The organism is Georhizobium profundi, assembly GCF_003952725.1.
Classification (GTDB): Bacteria; Pseudomonadota; Alphaproteobacteria; order Rhizobiales; family Rhizobiaceae; genus Georhizobium; species Georhizobium profundi.
Window position 1 is genome coordinate 3,034,737 of sequence record NZ_CP032509.1, and the last position, 21,559, is coordinate 3,056,295.

Consider the following 21,559-nt stretch of genomic DNA (forward strand, 5'->3'; position numbering starts at 1 on the left):
GTTCCCCTCAATGCGCGGCGGGGGCTTCCTTCTTGCCGCGAAACGCATTCGCGATCGGCGTGAGCACGCGCGTGACCACTGGCACCAGCAGCAAGCCAAGAGCGAGACCGAACACGCCGTCCAGCGCTGCAGTGACGATCCAGGTGACCGCGCCTTCAGCCGCCGGCACGAGCGCCCCCGCGCCATGCGCGATGTCGTGGATGACATGGCTGAGCGCGCCGAACCCAAACACTTCGAGCCCGTGAAGCACGATCGAGCCGCCGACCCACAGCATGGCGGCAGTACCGATGGTGGAGATAGCCGTCATCACGCTCGGCATGCCCCTGACGATGCCGCGCCCGACGGAGCGCGTCACCCCGAGCCTGCCGACCTGCGCAAGCTTCAACCCGAAATCGTCGGCCTTCACCAGGAGTGCTACGGCGCCATAGACGAGTACGGTAATGCCGATGGCGACAAGCGCAAGCACCACGCCACGCGAAACGACGCCTTGTGCTTCGATCGCGGCGAGCGCGATCGTCATGATTTCAGCAGACAGGATGAAGTCGGTCTTGATGGCGCCCGCCACGCGCTCTTTCTCGAGATGTGCGGCATCGATCGTCTCAGCGTGTTCCTTCCCCTCTTCATGCGGCGCGAAGAGATGCAGGATTTTTTCGGCGCCCTCGAAGCAGAGATAAGAGCCGCCCAGCATGAGCAGTGGCGTGATCAGCCACGGCGCGAACGTGTCGAGCAGCAGCGCTGCCGGCAGCAGGATGACCAGCTTGTTGAAGATCGATCCGCGCGCGATTTGCCAGACGATGGGCAGTTCACGGGCGGCCGGAAGGTCCTGGACGTATTTTGGCGTAACCGCCGCGTCATCCACGACGACGCCGAGCGACTTCGCTCCGGCCTTTGCCGTATCATCGATCACGGCGCCGGCGACCTTGACGCCGACGCGCGATGCCTGCGCGGTGATGTCATCCAATTGCGCCGCCGCAAGCTTGGTCAGCGCTGCGACGTCATCGAGAAGTGCCAGCAAACCGCTCATTTGCGTCTCACGGATGGTGAAATTGAAGGTCAGAAACAGGTGAAATCTAACCTATAAGTCCGGCGACGCCAGAGCGTTCCTGACAACGACATTTTGTATGCCGCGAGCTTCCCCTCTTTCGCCGCGTTGGGGGCATCGATAGGCTTGGGGCAAATGAATAGTGGAGCCGACTGCGAAATGACGATGATTGCGACGCCTTATCTGCTTTTTCTCGGTGATGCCGCCGATCCTCTTGCGGCGAAGGTTGCCCAGGGCATCCGCGACTGGCGGCCGGATTATGCGATCGGACAATTTCGGCTGCCCGGCTGCAAGGCGGACATGCGCCTGCCCGACATGACGATCGAGCAAGCTGTGGCGGCTGGCGTGAAGACGCTGGTCGTCGGCGTCGCCAACCGCGGCGGCGTGATCTCGAAGGACTGGATCGCGGTTCTGGTCCAGGCGCTCGAAGCCGGCCTCGACGTCGCTTCCGGGCTCCACAATCTTTTGACGGACGAACCGGAACTCGTGCGCGCTGCCGAAGCGAACGGGCGCTCGCTGCACGACGTGCGTGTGCCGAGCGTCGACTATCCGATCGCGAATGGCGAACGCAGGCAGGGCAAGCGGTGCCTCGCTGTGGGCACCGATTGTTCGGTCGGCAAGATGTACACCGCGCTCGCTATGGAGCGTGAAATGACGGCGCGAGGCCAGAAGGCGACGTTCCGTGCCACCGGCCAGACCGGCATCCTCATCACCGGTGACGGCGTTCCGCTCGATGCTGTCGTCGCCGATTTCATGGCGGGCAGCGTCGAATGGCTGACGCCCGACAATGATCCGGACCATTGGGATCTGATCGAAGGTCAGGGCAGCCTCTTCCACGCGTCCTATTCGGGCGTGACGCTGGCGCTGATCCACGGCGGCCAGCCGGACGCGCTCGTGCTCTGCCACGAACCGACGCGCACCCATATGCGCGGCCTGCCCTCCTACACGCTGCCATCGCTGGAGGATCTGCGCGACACTGCGTTGAAGATGGCCCGCATCGTCAATCCCGGCTGCGTCGTTACGGGCATATCGATCAATACGGCTGCGCTCGGCGAAGACGAAGCCCGCCGGCTTCTGGATGACATCGAAGCGCGGATGGGCCTTCCCACCGTCGATCCCTATCGTCACGGCGCAGCCCGGCTCGTCGAAGCGCTGGTCTGAGCGATGATCAAGCTCGACGTTACCGAAAATGTCTTCGCGCTGAAGGACGTCTTCACCATTTCCCGTGGCTCGCGCACCCATGCGCGCGTCGTCACCGTGAAGCTCACCGATGGCGATCTGATGGGCTGGGGCGAGTGCGTCCCTTATGCTCGCTATGGCGAGACCGTCGAAGGCGTGATTGCGGAAATTCGGCACCTTGCCGATGCGATCGCCTCAGGAGGCATCGACCGGCAAAGCCTTCAGGAGCGCCTGCCCGCAGGCGCTGCCCGCAACGCGCTCGATTGCGCGTTCTGGGATCTCGAAGCCAAGCGCGCCGGACGGCCGGTTCACGAATTGGCGGGGCTGCCGGCGCCGACGGCGCTTCAGACCGCCTACACCCTGTCGCTGGCCGAGCCTGAAAAGATGCGTCGGAAGGCGGAGGAGAATGCTGCTCGGCCCCTGCTCAAGCTGAAGCTCGGCGGCGAGAACGACATCGCGCGGCTCGAAGCGGTGCGCGCCGGCGCGCCTCAAGCGGCGATCATCGTCGACGCGAACGAAGGTTGGACGGCGGAGCTCTATTCGGAAATCGCGCCCTACCTCCTGAAGCTGGGCGTGGCGATGGTCGAACAGCCCCTGCCTGCCGGGCAGGACGCCATGCTCGGCGAAATCGAGCGCCCCCTGCCCGTCTGTGCCGACGAAAGCTGCCACGACCGCGCCTCGCTCGCCGAGCTTGAAGGGCGATACGACATGGTGAACATCAAGCTCGACAAGACGGGCGGCCTGACCGAGGCGCTCGGCCTGCGCGAGGATGCGCGTGCGCAAGGCTTCTCGCTGATGGTCGGGTGCATGGTGGGTTCATCCCTTGCAATGGCCCCCGCTCTTCTCGTGGCGCAAGGGGCCGAGCTTGTCGATCTCGACGGGCCTCTTCTGCTTGCCAAAGACCGCGCACATGCCATGCATTACGAAGGCTCAATGGTCTGGGCGGCGCCGCCTGCTCTCTGGGGATAAAATTGCGCCGGAGAGCCTGTCCACAGCACGATCATGCTGCGATGCAGCAATATTGAGCGAAATGATCTTGCGGCATCAAGTCAGCGCAATTTTGTTGCGCTGGCTTCACAGTTTGATCATCCAGTCAAAAAAAGCGAGAGGCTCACGTTGCAATTCGGTTCGGATTGACGTTTGCTCCTCAGCAGAACCCAACCTGATGGCCGTTTTCTCCACCAATTCGGATCGGTTCAGGCGTTCAAAAGAAAACTTCCTTCAAAACCAGTTCCAGGGGAACGCTATTATGAGTCACCTCAAGACGCTTTTGGCTACGACGATGCTCGTGGCCTGCTTCGGAGCGGCTGCGCAGGCCAAGACGCTCGTTTATTGCTCGGAAGGCTCGCCGGAAGGCTTCGACCCCGCGCTCTACACGTCCGGCACGACCTTCGACGCTTCCGCGCACCCGATCTACAACCGCCTCTTGGAGTTCAAGAAGGGCACGACCGAGACCGAGCCCGGCCTTGCCGAAAGCTATGAAGTCTCCGAAGACGGCTTGGAATACACCTTCAAGCTTCGTGAAGGCGTCAAGTTTCATTCCAGCGACAGCTTCACGCCCACCCGCGACCTGAATGCCGACGACGTGATCTTCTCGTTCGATCGCCAGGGCGATTCGGAAAATTCCTACAACGCCTATGTTTCGGGCGCTTCGTGGGAATATTACAACTCCATGTCGATGCCTGACCTCGTTGCTTCGATCGAAAAGGTCGACGATCTGACGGTCAAGTTCACGCTGACGGCACCGAACGCACCGTTCCTCGCAAACCTCGCCATGCCGTTCGCTTCGATCATGTCGAAGGAATATGCCGACCAGTTGGAAGCAGCCGGCACGCCCGAGCAGCTGAACCAGGCGCCGATCGGCACCGGTCCGTTCCAGTTCGTCGCTTATCAGGCCGATGCCGCCATCCGTTACTCGTCCTTCGACGATTACTGGGCCGGCGTAGAGCCGATCGACGATCTGGTCTTCGCGATCACGACGGACGCTTCGGTTCGCCAGCAGCGTCTGGCCGCGGGCGAGTGCCACATCATGGCCTTCCCGAACCCGGCAGACCTCGAGAGCCTGCAGCAGAACCCCGACCTGACCGTCATGGAACAGGAAGGCCTGAACGTCGGCTACTTCGCCTACAACACGACGCAGGAGCCCTTCGATCGTCCTGAAGTGCGCCGCGCGCTGAACATGGCGATCAACAAGCAGGCGATCATCGACGCCGTCTACCAGGGCGCCGGCACCGTCGCCAAGGCACCGATCCCGCCGACAATGTGGTCCTACAACGACAACCTCGTCGACGACGAATACGATCCGGAAGCTGCCCGCGCTGCTCTCGAAGAGGCCGGCGTCACCGATCTTTCCATGAAGATCTGGGCAATGCCCGTGTCGCGTCCGTACAACCCGAACGCACGCCGCATGGCCGAACTGATGCAGGCCGACTTCGATGCGATCGGCGTCGACGTCGAGATCGTGTCCTACGAGTGGGGCGAGTATCTGGAGCGTTCTTCGGCTGAAGACCGCGATGGTGCCGTGCTGCTCGGCTGGACTGGCGACAACGGCGATCCGGACAACTTCCTGGCCGTTCTGCTCGGCTGCGATGCTGTCGGCGGTGCAAACCGTGCTCAGTGGTGCAACGAAGAATTCGATGCGCTCGTCCAGGAAGCCAAGACGCTTCCGACCCAGGAAGAGCGTGCCGAGCTCTACACGCAGGCTCAGGAAATCTTCAAGCAGGAAGCTCCCTGGGCAACGATCGCTCACTCGGTCGTCTACGTTCCGATGCGCAGCGAAGTCACCGGCTTCGTTCAGAGCCCGCTCGGCGACATGACGTTCGACGGCGTCGACATCGCCGAATAAAGTCTGTTCAAAGACAGGGAGCCGGGGGCGGTGATGAGCCGCTCCCGGTTTTTGCCATGTTACGGTTCTTTCTCTCACGACTGGCGTTGATCATCCCGACCTTCATCGGGGTTTCGATCATCTCGTTTGCGTTCATCCGCCTGCTCCCCGGCGACCCGATCATGCTGCTTGCCGGCGAGCGGGGCATGAGCGCGGAACGCTACGCGCAGCTGAGCGCTGAAATGGGCTTCGATCGGCCGCTGGTCGCTCAGTATTTCGACTATCTCATGGGCATCCTGCAGGGCGATCTCGGCACCTCGATCGTGACGCGCCGGCCGGTGCTCGACGAATTCTTCACGCTGTTTCCGGCCACGATCGAGCTTGCGTTCTGCGCCATCGTTCTGGCAACGGCGCTCGGTATCCCGCTTGGCGTGCTTGCAGCGGTCAAGCGCGGCACCTGGATCGACCAGACCGTCATGGGCACGGCTCTCGTCGGCTATTCCATGCCGATCTTCTGGTGGGGCCTGCTGCTCATCATCTTTTTCTCCGGCACGCTTGGCTGGACGCCCGTTTCGGGGCGTATCTCGCTTCTCTATTTCTTCCCGCCTGTCACCGGGTTCATGCTGATCGACAGCCTGCTTTCAGGCCAGGATGGCGCGTTCATGTCGGCGCTGAGCCACCTGATCCTGCCGACGATCGTGCTCGCCACCATTCCGCTTGCCGTGATTGCGCGCCAGACGCGCTCCGCCATGCTGGAGGTTCTCGGCGAGGATTACGTCCGCACGGCACGCTCCAAGGGCCTATCGCCCCGGCGCGTCATCGGCCTGCACGCTTTGCGCAACGCGATGATCCCCGTCGTCACAACGATCGGCCTCCAGGTGGGTGTGCTGCTCGCCGGCGCGATTCTGACGGAAACGATCTTCTCCTGGCCCGGCATCGGAAAATGGATGGTCGATTCGGTCTTCCGGCGCGACTACGCCGTCGTCCAGGGCGGTCTCCTGCTGATCGCCATCATCATCATGTTCGTCAATCTTCTCGTCGACATGCTCTACGGGCTGATCAACCCGCGTATCCGGCACTAGGAAGCGGCCATGTCCCATATCGAAGCTGAAAAATCCGCCATCGACGATCGCACCGAGGCGGGGCGCCCCGCGAGCGGCGCGAAACCGCGGTCCGGTCTTTCGGAGTTCTGGTACTATTTCAGCCAGAACAAGGGTGCCGTCATCGGTCTAGTGATCTTCCTGATCATCGTCCTGGTCGCGATCTTCGCGCCGATGCTGGCGCCGCACAGCCCCACGGTCCAGAACCGCGACGCGCTGCTGATCCCGCCCATGTGGGAGGAAGGTGGCCGCAGCGCCTTCATCCTCGGCACGGATCCCGTTGGTCGCGACGTGCTCTCGCGTCTCATGTATGGCGCGCGCTTCTCGCTCTTCATCGGGGTGGTCGTCGTCGTGCTGTCCGTTTCGAGCGGTGTGCTGCTCGGTCTGATCGCGGGCTTTTTCCGCGGCTGGATCGACACGGTGATCATGCGCGTCATGGACGTTATCCTCGCCTTCCCATCGCTTCTTCTCGCACTGGTGCTCGTCGCCATTCTCGGCCCGGGCCTAACTAATGCGATGATCGCAATCGCGCTCGTGCTGCAGCCGCATTTCGTGCGTCTGACGCGTGCTTCGGTCCTGGCCGAAAGCGAGCGGGAATATGTGACGTCCGCCCGCGTCGTCGGTGCCAGCCGCCTGCGCCTGATGTTCGTGACCATCCTGCCGAACTGCCTTGCGCCGCTGATCGTGCAGGCGACGCTCTCCTTCTCCAACGCCATCCTCGATGCCGCAGCACTCGGCTTTCTCGGCATGGGTGCCCAGCCGCCGACACCGGAATGGGGCACGATGCTGGCGGAAGCCCGCGAGTTCATCCTGCGCGCCTGGTGGGTCGTCACCTTCCCGGGTCTTGCCATCCTGATCACGGTGCTCGCCATCAATCTCATGGGCGACGGCCTGCGCGATGCGCTCGACCCCAAGCTGAAGAGGTCCTGATGCCGCTTCTCGAACTTGAAAACCTGACCGTCACCTTCGACACGTCCTCTGGTCCCTTCAAGGCAGTGGATGGAGTAAGCCTCACCGTCGACGCCGGCGAAATCCTCTCGATCGTCGGCGAGTCTGGCTCAGGCAAATCCGTCTCGATGCTGGCGCTGATGGGGCTCCTGCCCTGGACGGCGAAGATCGAAGCGGATGTGATGCGCTTCGAAGGCAACGATCTCATCGGCATGTCGGCGCGTGAGCGGCGCAGGATCATCGGCAAGGATATCGCCATGATCTTCCAGGAGCCGATGTCGAGCCTCAATCCGTGCTTCACCGTCGGCTTCCAGATCGGCGAAATGCTGCGCAAGCATCTCGGGCTCGGCCGCAAAGAGCGGCGGCAGCGCTCGATCGAGCTTCTGGAACTGGTCGGCATCCCCGCGCCGGCGGAACGTCTCTCGGCTTTCCCGCACCAGCTTTCGGGCGGTATGAGCCAGCGCGTGATGATCGCCATGGCGCTGTCCTGCAATCCGAAGCTTCTGATTGCCGACGAGCCGACGACGGCGCTCGACGTGACCATTCAGGCTCAGATTCTCGATCTTCTCGTGCGGCTTCAGAAAGAGACCGACATGGGCCTGATCCTGATCACGCATGACATGGGCGTGGTCGCCGAAACCGCCGAGCGCGTGCAGGTTCAGTATGCTGGCCAAAAGGTGGAGGAGCAGCCGGTCAAGGAACTCTTCCGCGATCCGCATCATCCCTACACCGCCGCGCTTCTGGCCGCCCTTCCCGAGCGGGCGCGCGGCAACAAGCGCTTGCCATCCATCCCGGGGGTCGTGCCTGGCCCGAACGACCGGCCGCCGGCTTGCCTGTTCGAGCCGCGCTGCAGCTTTGCGACCGATCTTTGCCGCCGCACCGTGAAGCGCCAGCCGGCATCACTCGGGCTCGCGCTGTGCAATTACCCGCTCGTCGATGGCGTACCGCAAGGCCATCCGGCGCCTGCAGCAGCCTTGGCAGAACGGCAGGAGGAACTGATTTGAGTGAGATTGTCCTTCAGGGAACCGACCTTCACCGCCACTACGAGGTCAAGCGCGGCGCCTTCAGTTCACCGGCGACGGTCAAGGCGCTGAACGGCGTTTCATTCAGTCTCGAGGCAGGCAAGACGCTCGCCGTCGTCGGCGAATCCGGCTGCGGGAAATCGACGCTTGCCCGCCTCGTCACGATGATCGAGACGCCGACCGAGGGCGAGCTCAAGATCGACGGCATTCCCGTCACCGGGCCAACTGCAGAATTGCGCCGCAAGGTGCAAATCATCTTTCAGAACCCTTACGGCTCGCTCAATCCGCGCCAGAAGATCGGAGCGATTCTCGAGGAGCCGCTGAAAATCAACACCAGCGACGATTCAGCGACACGCCGCCGCAAGGCACATGAAATGCTGGCGCGCGTAGGATTGCGCGCCGAGCATTACGAGCGCTATCCGCACATGTTCTCCGGTGGTCAGCGCCAGCGCATCGCCATTGCGCGCGCGCTGATGCTCAACCCGAAGATCCTGGTTCTGGACGAACCGGTGTCTGCGCTCGACGTCTCCATCCAGGCGCAGGTGCTGAACATCCTGATGGATCTGCAGGACGAGCTTGGCCTCGCTTACCTTTTCATCAGCCACGATCTGTCGGTCGTGCGCCACATCGCCGACGACATTCTGGTGATGTATCTCGGCAAGCCCGTGGAATTCGGCACTGCGGAGCGCGTGTTCTCCGATCCGCAACATCCTTATACGGCGGCCCTGCTCTCGGCGACGCCGATGGCCGATCCCGAGCGGCAGAAGGAGCGCATTCCGCTGACGGGCGAATTGCCCTCCCCGCTCAATCCGCCGCCCGGCTGCCCGTTCAATCCGCGCTGCTGGCGCGCCGAAGACAAATGCCGGCGCGAGATGCCGCCACTGATGCCGGTTGAAGGCCGGGATGCCGCTTGCTTCTTCCCGCTGTCGATGGAAAAAAGCGTCGCAGCCTAGAACGTCGCCAGTTTTCAGCGGAGGACCGAGCCATGAAGCGCAAGACACTGACGCAGTTTCTCATCGAGCAGCAGCGGAAGGAAGAAGCGCTTCCGGCGCAGCTGCGCCTCCTGATCGAGATCGTCGCGCGCGCCTGCAAGGCAATCAGCCACACGATCAACAAGGGTGCGCTTGGCGGCAATCTCGGGTCACTCGACAGCGAAAACGTTCAGGGCGAGGTGCAGAAGAAGCTCGACGTGCTCGCCAACGAGTTCCTGATCGATGCGAATGAATGGGGCGGTCATCTCGCTGCCATGGCGTCCGAAGAGATGGACACGATCCATCGCATTCCGAACCGCTACCCCAAGGGTGAATATCTGCTGGTCTATGATCCGATCGATGGCTCCAGCAACATCGACGTCGATCTGTCGGTCGGCACCATCTTCTCCGTGCTCGAGGCACCGGCCGACGCATCGGGCCGCGAAATCCGCGAAGAGGACTTCCTGCAGCCGGGCACGCGCCAGGTTGCTGCCGGGTATGCGATCTACGGGCCGCAGACCCTTCTGATCCTGACCGTCGGCACCGGCGTCTACGAGTTCACGCTCGACCGCGAGATGGGCTCCTGGGTCTTGTCCGACGAGCGGCTGCGGGTACCGGAGACCAGCGCCGAATTTGCCATCAACATGTCGAACCAGCGGCACTGGGATGCGCCCATGCAGCGCTATGTGGACGAGTGCCTTGCCGGCAAGACCGGCCCGCGCGGCAAGGACTTCAACATGCGCTGGACGGCCTCGATGGTCGCCGACATCCACCGCATCCTCAAGCGCGGCGGCATCTTCATGTATCCTTGGGACAAGCGGAAACCGGACGTGCCGGGCAAGCTGCGCCTGATGTACGAGGCGAACCCGATGGGCTTCCTGATGGAGCAGGCAGGCGGTGTGGCAACCACTGGCTACGCGCGCATCCTCGACGTGCAGCCCGAAAAACTTCACCAGCGCGTCAGCGTGATCATGGGGTCGCGCGAAGAAGTCGAGACGGTCGCCGCCTATCACCGCGAAGCGAGCGAGAGCACGCGCGACCGTGCGTGAGCGCGAGCGGCTGACGGAGCGCGCCCGCGCGCTCTCCCACACGCTCGTCGGGTGGCCGAGTGTCACCGGCACACCTGACGAAGCGGCCTTTGCCAGCCGGTTGCACGGGCTCATCGCCGAGCACCCGTACTTCAAAGCCAATCCCGCCGATCTTAAGCTCGCCCCGATCGAGGGCGATCCCAATGGCCGGGCCAATGTGCTGGCGCTCGTGCGGGGTTCAGGAAGTCGGACCATCATCCTGGCTGGCCATTTCGATGTCGTGCCTGTCGATGATTACGGCGACCTGTCGGAACTTGCCGGATCGCCGGATGAGCTGCGGCAAGGCCTGATCGCGCGGCTCGAAGCCACTGGCGGCTACCCCCAGGCGCTCACCGATCTCCAGAGCGGCGAATTCGTGCCCGGTCGCGGTATGCTCGACATGAAATCCGGCGTGGCGGCAGGGCTTGCCGTGCTGGAGCAGTTTGCAGAAACCGACGATCGCACCGGCAATCTGCTGTTGATCGCGACGCCGGACGAGGAGGAAAACTCTGCCGGCATGCGCGCGGTCTCGGCCATGCTGCCCGAGTTTCTGAAATCACGTGGACTTGAGCCCATCGTCGCTCTCAATCTCGATGCGACGTGCGATGCCGAGACGGGTCAAAACGGCCGGGTCGCAACCTTCGGCACGATCGGCAAGGTGCTTTTGAGCGCGTTCGTCGCCGGCAAGGATGCCCACGCCTGCTACCCGTTCGACGGCATCAACGCGGCCTATCTTGCGGCGGAGCTCGCGATCGAATTCGAATGCGCGCCGGCGCTGGGCGAGATGACGGGCGACGAGGTCGCCGCGCCGCCAACGGCGCTGTCGCTCAAGGATGCAAAGAGCGTCTACAACGTCACGACGCCGGGACGTGCCTGGCTCTACTGGAACGTGCTGATGCACCGCCGGCGCCCGGAAGACATCATCGCCATGGCGCGCGATATGACTGGGGCTGCTGTTTCCCGTGCTGCCCGTCGCATGAAGGAGCGCGCGGCTTCGTTTAAGCTTTCCGCAAGCCCGCTCTGGGACAATGTCTCGATCCTGACCTTTGCCGAACTGCGCGAACGTGCCCGAGCCGACAGTCCCGATTTCGACAACCAGTTTGATCAGGCAGCGGCAGAACTGGAGCATTCGGGCTTCGACCTGCCCGAGCGGTCACGCCGGCTGACGGAACTGACGCTGGATGCAGCACAGCTTCCGGGCGCCGCCGTTGTGATCGGGATCGCATCGACACCCTACCCTGCCATCGCATGGCCATCGGACGAAGCTGCCGCGCAAACACGCAATATAACCGAGGCTGCGATGGCGAGGATCGCAGTGCAGGAAGAGCTGTCGGTAGAACCCCGCGAGTTCTTCCCCGCCATTTCGGACATCAGCTTCCTTGCGCGCAACGCCTCGGCAAGCCTTGAAGGTATCCGGGAGCAAATGCCGCTCTGGGGGTCTTCGATCCGCTTCGCCGAAGATGCGGGGTATCCGCCGGTCCCTACAGTGAACATCGGCCCATGGGGTCGCGACTATCACCATTTCCTGGAGCGGACCCACGGCGACTACACGTTTCGCGTTCTGCCAGATCTTCTGGCAACCGTGATCGACGATGTCCTGAGGGCTTGAACCCTCAGCGCAAGCTTCCAGTTCAGTTCCAACAAAAAAGCCCGGGCGAAAACCCGGGCTTTTTGAATTTCCGTCCTTGAGGACCGTCTTAGTTGACGGAGTCCTTGAGGCCCTTACCGGCAGAGAACTTGGGAACGTTGCGTGCCGGGATGTCCACTTCAGCGCCAGTCGAGGGGTTACGGCCCTTCGAAGCTTCGCGGCGCGAGACCGAAAAATTTCCAAAACCAATGAGGCGCACGTCGCCACCCGACTTCAATTCGCCGGTGATGACTTCGAAGACGGCCTCAACAGCGGAGCCCGCCTCGGTCTTTGCCATGCCGGTCTTCTCGGCGACGGCAGCGACGAGTTCATTCTTGTTCATGTTTCCACCCCTTTCCAATTGGTACGAAACGTTTCACTGAAACTGGCTCGGCATCCTAGTCCAGACGCCTGGCAATCGAATGCCAATCGCACGGAAAAGCCCGGTTTTCCAGCGTTTTCAGCATATCAGTACGAAAAAACCGGGCGCTTGGCCCGGTTTTCCACTTGCTTGTCGCAGCGTGAACATGATGCCCGCTGCATGTGGCCCTTTAGACGTCAGTGCGCGATGGTTGCACCGTGATCGTCGGCAAGATCCGGAGCAACGACAGTGCTTGCCGATGCCGCATCCCATTCGATCGGTTCCGGTACCCGCGTCAGCGCATGTTCCAGCACCTCGCCAAGGCGCGAGACCGGAACGATTTCCAGGCCGTTCTTCACGTTGTCCGGGATTTCCGGAAGATCCTTCGCGTTTTCCTCGGGGATCAGCACCTTCTTGATGCCGCCGCGAAGCGCCGCGAGAAGCTTCTCCTTCAATCCACCGATCGGCAGGACACGACCACGCAGAGTGATCTCACCCGTCATGGCGACATCCTTGCGAACCGGTATGCCGGTCATGACCGACACGATCGCCGTTACCATGGCCACACCGGCCGACGGACCATCCTTTGGCGTCGCGCCTTCCGGCACGTGCACGTGGATGTCCCGCTTGTCGAAGAGCGGCGGCTCGATGCCGAAATCGACGGCACGCGAGCGGACATAGGATGCCGCTGCGGAAATCGATTCCTTCATTACGTCCTTCAGATTGCCGGTCACCGTCATCTTGCCCTTGCCGGGCATCATGACGCCTTCGATCGTCAGCAATTCGCCGCCGACCTCGGTCCAGGCCAGACCCGTGACGACGCCGACCTGATCTTCGCCGTCGATCTCGCCGTGGCGATAGCGCGGCACGCCGAGGAATTCCGAAACGTTTTCCGGCGTCACCTCGATCGTCTTCAGGTCCTTGTCCTTCAGGATCCGCGTCACGGCCTTTCGGGCAAGCTTCATCAGCTCGCGTTCCAGACTGCGGACACCTGCTTCACGGGTGTAGGTGCGGATGACTTCCATCAGCGCCGCGTCCGACACGGAGAACTCGCTCGGCTGAAGGGCATGATCGCGAATCGCCTTCGGCAGAAGGTGACGCTTGGCAATCTCCAGCTTCTCGTCTTCGGTGTAGCCGGCGATACGGATGATCTCCATGCGGTCCATCAGGGGCGCAGGGATGTTCAGCGTGTTCGCCGTCGTGATGAACATCACGTTCGAGAGGTCGTATTCGACCTCAAGATAGTGGTCCATGAAGGTCGAGTTCTGTTCCGGATCGAGCACTTCCAGGAGCGCCGATGACGGATCGCCGCGGAAGTCCATGCCCATCTTGTCGATTTCGTCGAGCAGGAAGAGCGGATTGGCCTTCTTCGCCTTCTTCATCGACTGGATGACCTTGCCAGGCATCGAGCCGATATAGGTGCGACGGTGGCCGCGGATTTCAGCTTCGTCCCGCACGCCGCCAAGCGCCATACGGATGTATTCGCGGCCGGTCGCCTTGGCGATCGACTGGGCGAGCGAGGTCTTGCCGACGCCGGGAGGGCCGACGAGGCAGAGGATCGGGCCCTTTATCTTGTTGGACCGCGCCTGGACGGCGAGATACTCGACGATGCGTTCCTTGACCTTGTCCAGACCGTAGTGATCGGTCTCGAGGATCATCTCGGCATTGTTGAGGTCGGTCTTGATCTTGGATCGCTTGCCCCACGGCAGGCCGAGCAGCCAGTCGAGGTAGTTGCGCACGACGGTGGCTTCCGCCGACATCGGGCTCATCTGCTTCAGCTTCTTGAGCTCGGCATCGGCCTTCTCGCGCGCTTCCTTCGACAGCTTGGTCTTCTGGATGCGCTCGACCAGTTCGGCCATCTCGTCGCGCTCGTCGTCGCCGTCGCCAAGTTCCTTCTGGATCGCCTTCATCTGCTCGTTGAGATAATACTCGCGCTGGGTCTTCTCCATCTGGCGCTTGACGCGCGAGCGGATGCGCTTCTCAACCTGCAGAACAGAGATCTCGCCTTCCATGAAGCCGAGCGCCATTTCCAGACGCTTCTTCACCGAAAGCGTGGACAGCATGTCCTGCTTTTCGCTGATCTTGATGGACAGGTGCGAGCCGACCGTATCGGCGAGCTTGGAATAATCGTCGATCTGGCTGGCCGCGCTGACGACCTCCGGCGAGATTTTCTTGTTGAGCTTCACATAGCTTTCGAATTCGGTGACGACCGAACGCGCCAGTGCCTCGAGTTCGACTGGATCTTCGGTCGGCTCGTCGAGCGGCTTGGCAGTCGCTTCATAATAATCGGTCTGGTCCGAATAGCCGGTGATCTCGGCGCGCGCGCGTCCTTCGACCAGCACCTTCACGGTGCCGTCCGGCAGTTTCAAAAGTTGCAGGACGTTTGCAACCGTTCCGATCTTGTAGATTGCGGACGGTTCCGGATCGTCGTCGCCGGCGTTGGTCTGGGTTGCAAGCAGGATCTGCTTGTCGCCACCCATGACCTCTTCCAGTGCGCGGATGGATTTTTCACGGCCCACGAAGAGCGGCACGATCATGTGTGGGAACACAACGATGTCGCGCAGCGGGAGGACGGGATAGGCATCCGCGGCTGCTGTCATGGTCTTGTCGGTCATCAATCTTCCTTTCTGGCCCGCGGGGCGTGCCTAGCGGCACTAGCGGGAGCCGCCGATCGGCGGAAAACGGGGGTTTGGAGCCCTCGATCGTTGAAAGTTAAGTGGCGTTATCCCGTACGCGTTTCAAGTGGCCGCCACGGCCACGAGTCACATCATCATCCTTCGGAAAGCGGCTGTCATGCAATTGTCAAAACGTCGCGAATTTCTCAGCATCAACAGCTCTTCGAAAGGGACGGAGGCCGAAGTTCCAGAAACACGAAAGCCCGCCTGTGGGGCGGGCTTTCGGCCGAGACTTTCAGAGCCGATCGGGGGTCGGGATCACGCTGTCGCGTTGCCCTTTTCCTCTTCGCGCTCGGAGTAGATGTAAAGCGGGCGCGCGGCACCATCGACCACATCGTCGGAGATGACGACCTCGCGCACGCCTTCCAGCGCCGGCAGTTCGAACATCGTGTCGAGCAGGATCTTCTCCATGATCGAGCGGAGGCCGCGAGCGCCGGTCTTGCGGGTGATGGCCCGCTTGGCGATGGCACGAAGTGCATCCTCGTGGAAGGTCAGGTCGACATCTTCCATCTCGAACAGGCGTTGATACTGCTTCACCAGCGCGTTCTTGGGCTCCGACAGGATCTGGATGAGAGCATCCTCGTCGAGATCTTCGAGCGTTGCGATGACCGGCAGACGGCCGATGAATTCCGGGATGAGACCGAACTTCACCAGATCTTCCGGCTCCAGGTCGCGCAATACTTCGCCGACACGGCGATCTTCAGCAGCCTTGACCGTCGCACCGAAGCCGATCGACGTCTTCTCGCCACGCGCCGAGATGACCTTGTCGAGGCCGGCGAATGCGCCGCCGCAGATGAAGAGGATGTTCGTCGTGTCCACCTGCAGGAATTCCTGCTGGGGGTGCTTGCGACCGCCCTGCGGAGGAACGGATGCGACCGTGCCTTCCATGATCTTCAGAAGCGCCTGCTGGACGCCCTCGCCCGACACGTCGCGGGTGATCGAGGGATTGTCCGACTTGCGCGAGATCTTGTCGACTTCGTCGATATAGACGATGCCGCGCTGCGCCCGCTCGACATTGTAGTCGGCCGACTGCAGCAGCTTCAAGATGATATTCTCGACGTCTTCGCCCACATAGCCGGCTTCGGTCAGCGTGGTCGCGTCGGCCATGGTGAACGGCACGTCGATGATGCGCGCGAGCGTCTGGGCAAGATAGGTCTTGCCGCAACCCGTCGGGCCCACCAGCAGAATGTTCGACTTGGAGAGTTCCACGTCGGAATTCTTCGCTGCGTGCGCCAGGCGCTTGTAGTGGTTGTGCACGGCGACCGAGAGGATGCGCTTGGCCTGCTGCTGGCCGATCACATACTCGTCGAGAACCTTGATGATGTCCTGTGGCGTGGGCACGCCGTCGCGCGACTTAACCATCGAGGATTTATTTTCCTCGCGGATGATGTCCATGCAGAGTTCGACGCATTCATCGCAGATGAAAACGGTCGGACCTGCGATGAGCTTGCGCACCTCGTGCTGGCTCTTGCCGCAGAAAGAGCAATAAAGCGTATTCTTGGAGTCGCCGCTATTGCCGCCGCTGACCTTGCTCATATCCATTCCCTTCCAGCACTTTCGACAAGGGTGCCGAAACCTGTTCAATCTGCGTTCGGGCATGCCGCCCGGGTGCCCTTCGTCGGCGACCCTGGATGGTGGGGGTCGCCTGTATCCGGCACCAACTGATGTCCTAAAGCGACATCTATAGCCTGCGGGTTGACAAAATCAGATTTGCCGACCCTCGGCAACAATCCAGCACGGTTACGAACAGGCTAGCCGCTACGACTTTGTTGCCCGGTGAGACCGGATCGTCACACTTGCCGCGTTGGAACGGCTGCTTCGCCCCGCATGGCGCAGCAGCCGCCCGATCGGGTCGCCTGCTCAATCGGTCCAAGCCGTCACTTCGCGGCTTCTTGCTCCATGGCCTCGCGCGACGCGATGACCTTGTCGACGATGCCGAAATCGCGGGCTTCTTCAGACGTCATGAAGTGATCGCGGTCCAGCGTACGCTCAATCGTGTCATAATCTTGTCCGGTGTGCTGGACGTAGACCTCGTTGAGGCGGCGCTTCATCTTGATGATGTCCTGGGCGTGGCGCTCGATGTCCGATGCCTGGCCCTGGAAGCCACCCGAAGGCTGGTGCACCATGATGCGGGCATTCGGCGTTGCAAAGCGCATGTCCTTGTGGCCGGCGCACAGAAGAAGCGAGCCCATCGATGCCGCCTGGCCGACGCAGAGCGTCGAAACCGCCGGCTTGATGAACTGCATGGTGTCGTAAATCGCCATGCCGGCCGTGACGACGCCGCCCGGCGAATTGATGTAGAGCGCGATTTCCTTCTTCGGGTTTTCAGCCTCGAGGAAAAGCAACTGTGCGCAGACGAGCGTCGCCATCTGGTCCTCGACCGGACCGGTGATGAAGATGATCCGCTCTTTCAGAAGGCGCGAGAAGATGTCGTAGGAACGTTCGCCGCGGTTCGTCTGCTCGACGACCATCGGCACCAGCGCCATTGCGGTATCAACCGTTCTTGTCATGCAATCAGTCCTTGAAAAAACTTGCGGCTCCAAACCGGCCACGAGAATCACGTAATCCTGCCATTCCTTACATAGAGTGTGGATATGCCTGTCTTCAAGACGAGACCCATGGATTGAAAGGGGCTCGACGTCTTAACCTTAAGGATCGGCCCTGAGCCAGGATTGCAGAGCCGCAAAATCCCGGTCGTCGACAAAGCGCGCGACTCGACGCCCCACCGCAGCGCCGAATTTATAGCCATGCCCCGAACAGGCGGAGACGGCGACGCATCGCCCGAATTCGGCGGCGTAAAATCGCTGATCCTCGGTGAAGGTGTAGGCGCAGGTTACGGTCTCCCGCACCCGGTACTCGTCCAAGCGCAGGAATGGGGGCGCAAAGAGGTCGCGGATCGTCTCCCCCTCGCCTTCAGCCGGCTCGCGTTGCGCATCGGCATCGTCGTGCGGTCTCTTGTGCAGCCCCGAGCCGAACTTAAGACCACCGTCGCCCGATGGCGGGATGATGTAGCCATCCGTCTTGCCGCCGACGTCGAGGATGACGGGCGCCATAGCCCAAGCCTCGGCAAATTCGGCCGGTGGATCGAGATAGACGACAGCGGTGCGATAGGTCTTCAGGTCGACGCCCAGATGCGGAAAGAGCTTCAGGATCCATGCGCCGGCCGTGACGATCACGTGGTCGGCCTCGAAACGGCGGCCATCCTCCAGCAGCACCGCCCCCGCCTCGGCATCGACGGCAATAACTTTGGCGTTTTCTTCCAGCTTGGCCCCGGCAGCGCGCAGCCAGGTGGCGAGCCCCGACGCAATGCGCCGGCAGTGCAGCGCACCGCCCTCAGGCGAGGTGAATGCGAAGCGGATCGCCTGCGCATCAAGAAACGGATAGCGGCGCGCGGTCTCGGCGGCATCCAGCTCCTCGAACGGGTAGCCGCCATCCCCCAGGCCGTCGCGCATCTCTTCTGCCTCGTCGCCGGGCTCGCGCGAAATGCACATGAAGCCTCGGGCATCCAGATGGCTGTCGCCGAGATCTGCCCATAGCTCGTCCCAGGCCTCATAGGCCTCAGTGATCGCGCGCCCATAGCCGGACGCCTTGCCATAGGCCCGGCGGATGATGCGGTGGTGGTCACCGGACGCGGCCAGCGGATTGGGGATTGGCCCCTGTTCGATGAGCGTCACCCGATGACCGGCCTTGACGAGGGACCAGGCCGTCGAGAGGCCCGCGATGCCGGCACCGACGATGATGATATTCATTTCATGCCTCACTTCTCAGGCTCGCTGCACGGGCGGGCTTCACAAAGCGAAGCCTCGTGCTTATCGCTTGCCGGACTACGGCAAAACCCGCTGAAAGGATATGGTTTGGGCGCACATGCACCTCTTCTGGCGCTCGATGGGCGGCACCTGTCGCTCGATCCGCGCGATCCGGCGTTCTTCACCAATCCCTATCCGGTCTATGCCGCGCTGTATGCGCAGGCGCCCGCATTCTTCTGGGAAGACTACGGCTTCTGGTGCTTCGCCGGATTCGATGATGTGAACGCACTGCTGCGGGATCGGCGGTTCGGCCGCCAGATTTTGCATGTGGCAACGCGCGACGAACTTGGCCTGCCGGAGCCGGCCTCCCATCTGGGCGATTTCGACGCGGTCGAAGCGCATTCGCTGCTGGAACTGGAGCCACCGGTCCACACCAGGCTGCGCACGCTGGTCAACCGGGCCTTTGTTTCGCGCCATGTCGACCGTCTGCGACCGGAGATCGCCGCGCTCTGCCATCAGCTGATCGACGGGTTCGAGGGCAATGGCGAAGCCGAGCTTCTGTCGGCCTATGCCGAAATCATTCCCGCCACTGTGATCGCCCGCATGCTCGGGGTTCCGGACGACCGGGTGCCCGACCTGCTCGACTGGTCGCACCGCATGGTGCGCATGTACATGTTCGGCCGCGACCGCGCCGCCGAAGACGATGCGAATGCGGCCGCTCGGGGCTTTGCCACTTATCTGCGCGCCCTGGTGACGGAGCGGCGCAACGATCCACGCGATGATCTGATCAGCCACATGATCGCCGCCGAACAGGATGGCGGCCGATTGAGCGAGGACGAACTGATTTCGACCGCGATCCTGCTGCTCAACGCCGGGCACGAAGCGACCGTGCACCAGACCGGCAATGCGGTGAAGACGATCCTGGAGGCAGGCAGCGATTCGGCGGTTCTCTTTGCCGACGAGCGATCCACGGCCGCGACCGTCGAGGAAGCCCTGCGTTTCGATGCGCCGCTCCACATGTTCACGCGTTACGCGTTGCAGGATGTGGTGCTCGAGGACGGCATTGCGCTGAAGAAGGGCGACAGGATCGGGCTGATGCTGGGTGCGGCCAACCGCGACCCGCGACGCTTCGAAAACGCCGACCTGTTCGACACCGCTCGCAGCGACGGCGCGAACGTCTCCTTCGGCGCCGGCATCCATTTCTGCATCGGAGCGCCACTCGCGCGGCTGGAAATGCAGGTTTCACTGCCGATTCTCTTTGAACGGCTGCCGGGTCTTTCGCTCGCAGAGCCGCCGCGCTACCGCGACAGCTATCACTTCCACGGGCTGGAGCGCCTCGCCTGCCGCTGGTGACAGACGCCGTCAGATGGAGATGACGTAATCCTTGCGGGTCGTTTCCACGACTTCCCAGGTGCCGCGAAAACCGGGGCGGATGATGCCGGCGTCGCCCGGACCGTATCGGACCGGCTCACCACCCTCCTCCGTCACGATCGAGAGGCCGGAGATGACGCGGAAGTACTCCCACTCCTCGTAGGAGATGACCCATTTGCCCGGCGTCGCTTCCCAGACGCCGGCATAGAGGCCCCTGCCATTGTCCTCGATGTTCCAGGTGGTGAAGCGCGGGTCACCGGAAATGATGCGCTCCGGCGGAGGCGCGCCGGCCTCCGCTTCGGCGTTAGCGATTTCGACCCGCAGCGCCATGACCATCATGCCTTGTCCAGCGCCTGGGAAAGATCGCCGATGATGTCGGCGACATCCTCGATGCCGATCGACAGGCGCACGACGTCGGGACCAGCGCCGGCGGCGATCTGCTGCTCTTCGGTCAGCTGGCGGTGTGTCGTGGAAGCCGGATGGATGACGAGCGAGCGCGTGTCGCCGATATTGGCAAGGTGCGAGAACATCTCCAGCGCCTCGACGAAGCGGATGCCGGCCTCGTAGCCATCTTTCAAGCCGAAGGTGAAAACGGCGCCCGCACCCTTCGGCGCGTATTTCTTCTGAAGCGCATTGTTCGGATCGTCCGGCAGGCCGGCATAGTTCACCCACGACACCTTATCGTGCGCCTTCAGCCAGCGGGCGACTTCGAGCGCATTGTCGCAATGGCGCTGCATGCGCAGCGGCAGCGTCTCGACGCCCATGAGCAGCAGGAACGCGTTCATCGGCGAAATCGCCGGGCCGAAATCGCGCAGGCCGAGTACGCGCGCGGCGATGGCAAAGGCGAAATTGCCGAAGGTTTCGTGCAGCACGATGCCGTTATATTCCGGCCGTGGCTCCGACAGCATCGGGTATTTGCCCGATGCGGACCAGTCGAAGGTGCCCCCGTCGACGATGATGCCGCCCATGGAATTGCCGTGGCCGCCGATGAATTTCGTCAGCGAATGGACGACGATGTCGGCGCCATGCTCCAGCGGACGGATCAGGTAGGGCGAGGCCATCGTGTTGTCGACGATGAGCGGCAGGCCATGCCTGTGGGCGAGATCGGCGATCGCCTGAATGTCGGTGAAGGTTCCGCCCGGATTGGCGAGACTTTCGATGAAGATCGCCTTGGTGCGCTCATCGATCTGGCTCTCGAATGAGGAGAGATCAGCCGGATCGGCCCAGCGTACCTGCCAGTCGAAATTCTTGAAGGCGTGGCCGAACTGGTTGATCGAGCCGCCGTAAAGTCTTCTGGCCGCAAGGAAATTGTCGCCGGGACGCATGATGTTGTGGAAGACCAGCAACTGCGCACCGTGGCCGGACGCCGTCGCCAGGGCCGCCGTGCCGCCTTCGAGCGCTGCGATGCGCTCCTCGAGCACCGCCTGCGTCGGGTTCATGATGCGGGTATAGATGTTGCCGAAGGCCTGGAGGCCGAAGAGCGATGCTGCGTGATCGGCATCGTTGAAGACGAAGCTCGTGGTCTGGTAGATCGGCGTCGCCCGCGCCCCGGTCGTCGGATCTGGCTGCGCGCCCGCATGGATCGCAAGCGTGGCAAATCCCGGTTCGTTCTTCGACATGAGCTTT

Annotated in this window: 18 protein-coding genes; 10 read left to right on the forward strand and 8 right to left on the reverse strand. The window is 62.3% G+C overall.

The annotated features are described in order from the left end of the window. Positions 1-7 precede the first annotated feature (7 nt). Positions 8-1,024, reverse strand: coding sequence for a DUF808 domain-containing protein (locus D5400_RS14610; RefSeq protein ID WP_126010681.1), 1,017 nt, complete (start codon positions 1,022-1,024; stop codon positions 8-10). Between the two features lie 183 nt (positions 1,025-1,207). Between D5400_RS14610 and dgcN the strand changes: the two genes are divergently transcribed. The 9 genes from dgcN to D5400_RS14655 all read left to right on the forward strand — a co-directional run bounded on the left by dgcN (position 1,208) and on the right by D5400_RS14655 (position 11,762). Continuing rightward, the gene (dgcN, locus tag D5400_RS14615) at positions 1,208-2,203 is read left to right on the forward strand and encodes an N-acetyltransferase DgcN (RefSeq protein ID WP_126013331.1); all 996 of its coding nucleotides are present in this window, start codon (positions 1,208-1,210) and stop codon (positions 2,201-2,203) included. Positions 2,204-2,206: 3 nt separating this feature from the next. Next, a complete protein-coding gene (gene dgcA / locus D5400_RS14620; RefSeq protein ID WP_205665469.1) occupies positions 2,207-3,190 on the forward strand; it encodes an N-acetyl-D-Glu racemase DgcA in 984 nt (327 codons plus the stop codon). A gap of 280 nt (positions 3,191-3,470) precedes the next feature. Continuing rightward, entirely contained in the window at positions 3,471-5,066 is a 1,596-nt protein-coding gene (locus D5400_RS14625; RefSeq protein ID WP_126010682.1) for an ABC transporter substrate-binding protein, read from the forward strand. A 56-nt stretch (positions 5,067-5,122) separates the two neighbouring features. After that, positions 5,123-6,127: an ABC transporter permease subunit gene (locus D5400_RS14630; RefSeq protein WP_126010683.1), complete on the forward strand. Its 1,005-nt coding sequence runs from the start codon at positions 5,123-5,125 to the stop codon at positions 6,125-6,127. A 9-nt stretch (positions 6,128-6,136) separates the two neighbouring features. Next, on the forward strand, positions 6,137-7,075 hold the full coding sequence (locus D5400_RS14635) for an ABC transporter permease subunit (RefSeq protein WP_126010684.1): 939 nt from the start codon (positions 6,137-6,139) through the stop codon (positions 7,073-7,075). Continuing rightward, positions 7,075-8,097: an ABC transporter ATP-binding protein gene (locus tag D5400_RS14640; RefSeq protein WP_126010685.1), complete on the forward strand. Its 1,023-nt coding sequence runs from the start codon at positions 7,075-7,077 to the stop codon at positions 8,095-8,097. The genes D5400_RS14635 and D5400_RS14640 overlap by 1 nt, the downstream gene beginning before the upstream one ends. After that, positions 8,094-9,068, forward strand: a complete 975-nt coding sequence (locus D5400_RS14645) for a peptide ABC transporter ATP-binding protein (protein ID WP_126010686.1) — start codon at positions 8,094-8,096, stop codon at positions 9,066-9,068. The genes D5400_RS14640 and D5400_RS14645 overlap by 4 nt, the downstream gene beginning before the upstream one ends. 32 nt (positions 9,069-9,100) lie before the next feature. Continuing rightward, on the forward strand, positions 9,101-10,135 hold the full coding sequence (locus tag D5400_RS14650) for a class 1 fructose-bisphosphatase (RefSeq protein WP_126010687.1): 1,035 nt from the start codon (positions 9,101-9,103) through the stop codon (positions 10,133-10,135). Beyond that, on the forward strand, positions 10,128-11,762 hold the full coding sequence (locus D5400_RS14655; protein WP_164527903.1) for a M20/M25/M40 family metallo-hydrolase: 1,635 nt from the start codon (positions 10,128-10,130) through the stop codon (positions 11,760-11,762). The genes D5400_RS14650 and D5400_RS14655 overlap by 8 nt, the downstream gene beginning before the upstream one ends. A gap of 88 nt (positions 11,763-11,850) precedes the next feature. Here D5400_RS14655 and hupB read toward each other — a convergent pair whose 3' ends face one another. From hupB to D5400_RS14680, 5 genes are all read right to left on the reverse strand, one after another. After that, positions 11,851-12,123 carry a DNA-binding protein HupB gene (hupB, locus tag D5400_RS14660; RefSeq protein WP_126010689.1) on the reverse strand — a complete coding sequence of 91 codons (273 nt, stop codon included), beginning with the start codon at positions 12,121-12,123 and terminating at the stop codon, positions 11,851-11,853. A gap of 215 nt (positions 12,124-12,338) precedes the next feature. Further along, positions 12,339-14,756: an endopeptidase La gene (lon, locus tag D5400_RS14665; RefSeq protein WP_126010690.1), complete on the reverse strand. Its 2,418-nt coding sequence runs from the start codon at positions 14,754-14,756 to the stop codon at positions 12,339-12,341. Positions 14,757-15,074: 318 nt separating this feature from the next. Then, entirely contained in the window at positions 15,075-16,352 is a 1,278-nt protein-coding gene (clpX, locus tag D5400_RS14670) for an ATP-dependent Clp protease ATP-binding subunit ClpX (protein WP_126010691.1), read from the reverse strand. Positions 16,353-16,693: 341 nt separating this feature from the next. Then, on the reverse strand, positions 16,694-17,326 hold the full coding sequence (locus D5400_RS14675) for an ATP-dependent Clp protease proteolytic subunit (RefSeq protein ID WP_126010692.1): 633 nt from the start codon (positions 17,324-17,326) through the stop codon (positions 16,694-16,696). Between the two features lie 138 nt (positions 17,327-17,464). Further along, positions 17,465-18,565 carry an NAD(P)/FAD-dependent oxidoreductase gene (locus D5400_RS14680; RefSeq protein ID WP_126010693.1) on the reverse strand — a complete coding sequence of 367 codons (1,101 nt, stop codon included), beginning with the start codon at positions 18,563-18,565 and terminating at the stop codon, positions 17,465-17,467. A gap of 105 nt (positions 18,566-18,670) precedes the next feature. Here D5400_RS14680 and D5400_RS14685 point away from each other — a divergent pair, with 105 nt between their 5' ends. Further along, positions 18,671-19,915: a cytochrome P450 gene (locus tag D5400_RS14685; RefSeq protein ID WP_245451305.1), complete on the forward strand. Its 1,245-nt coding sequence runs from the start codon at positions 18,671-18,673 to the stop codon at positions 19,913-19,915. A 9-nt stretch (positions 19,916-19,924) separates the two neighbouring features. Here D5400_RS14685 and D5400_RS14690 read toward each other — a convergent pair whose 3' ends face one another. Then, positions 19,925-20,269: a cupin domain-containing protein gene (locus D5400_RS14690; RefSeq protein WP_126013337.1), complete on the reverse strand. Its 345-nt coding sequence runs from the start codon at positions 20,267-20,269 to the stop codon at positions 19,925-19,927. Continuing rightward, positions 20,269-21,552, reverse strand: coding sequence for an O-acetylhomoserine aminocarboxypropyltransferase (locus tag D5400_RS14695; protein ID WP_126010695.1), 1,284 nt, complete (start codon positions 21,550-21,552; stop codon positions 20,269-20,271). The genes D5400_RS14690 and D5400_RS14695 overlap by 1 nt, the downstream gene beginning before the upstream one ends. Positions 21,553-21,559 lie beyond the last annotated feature (7 nt).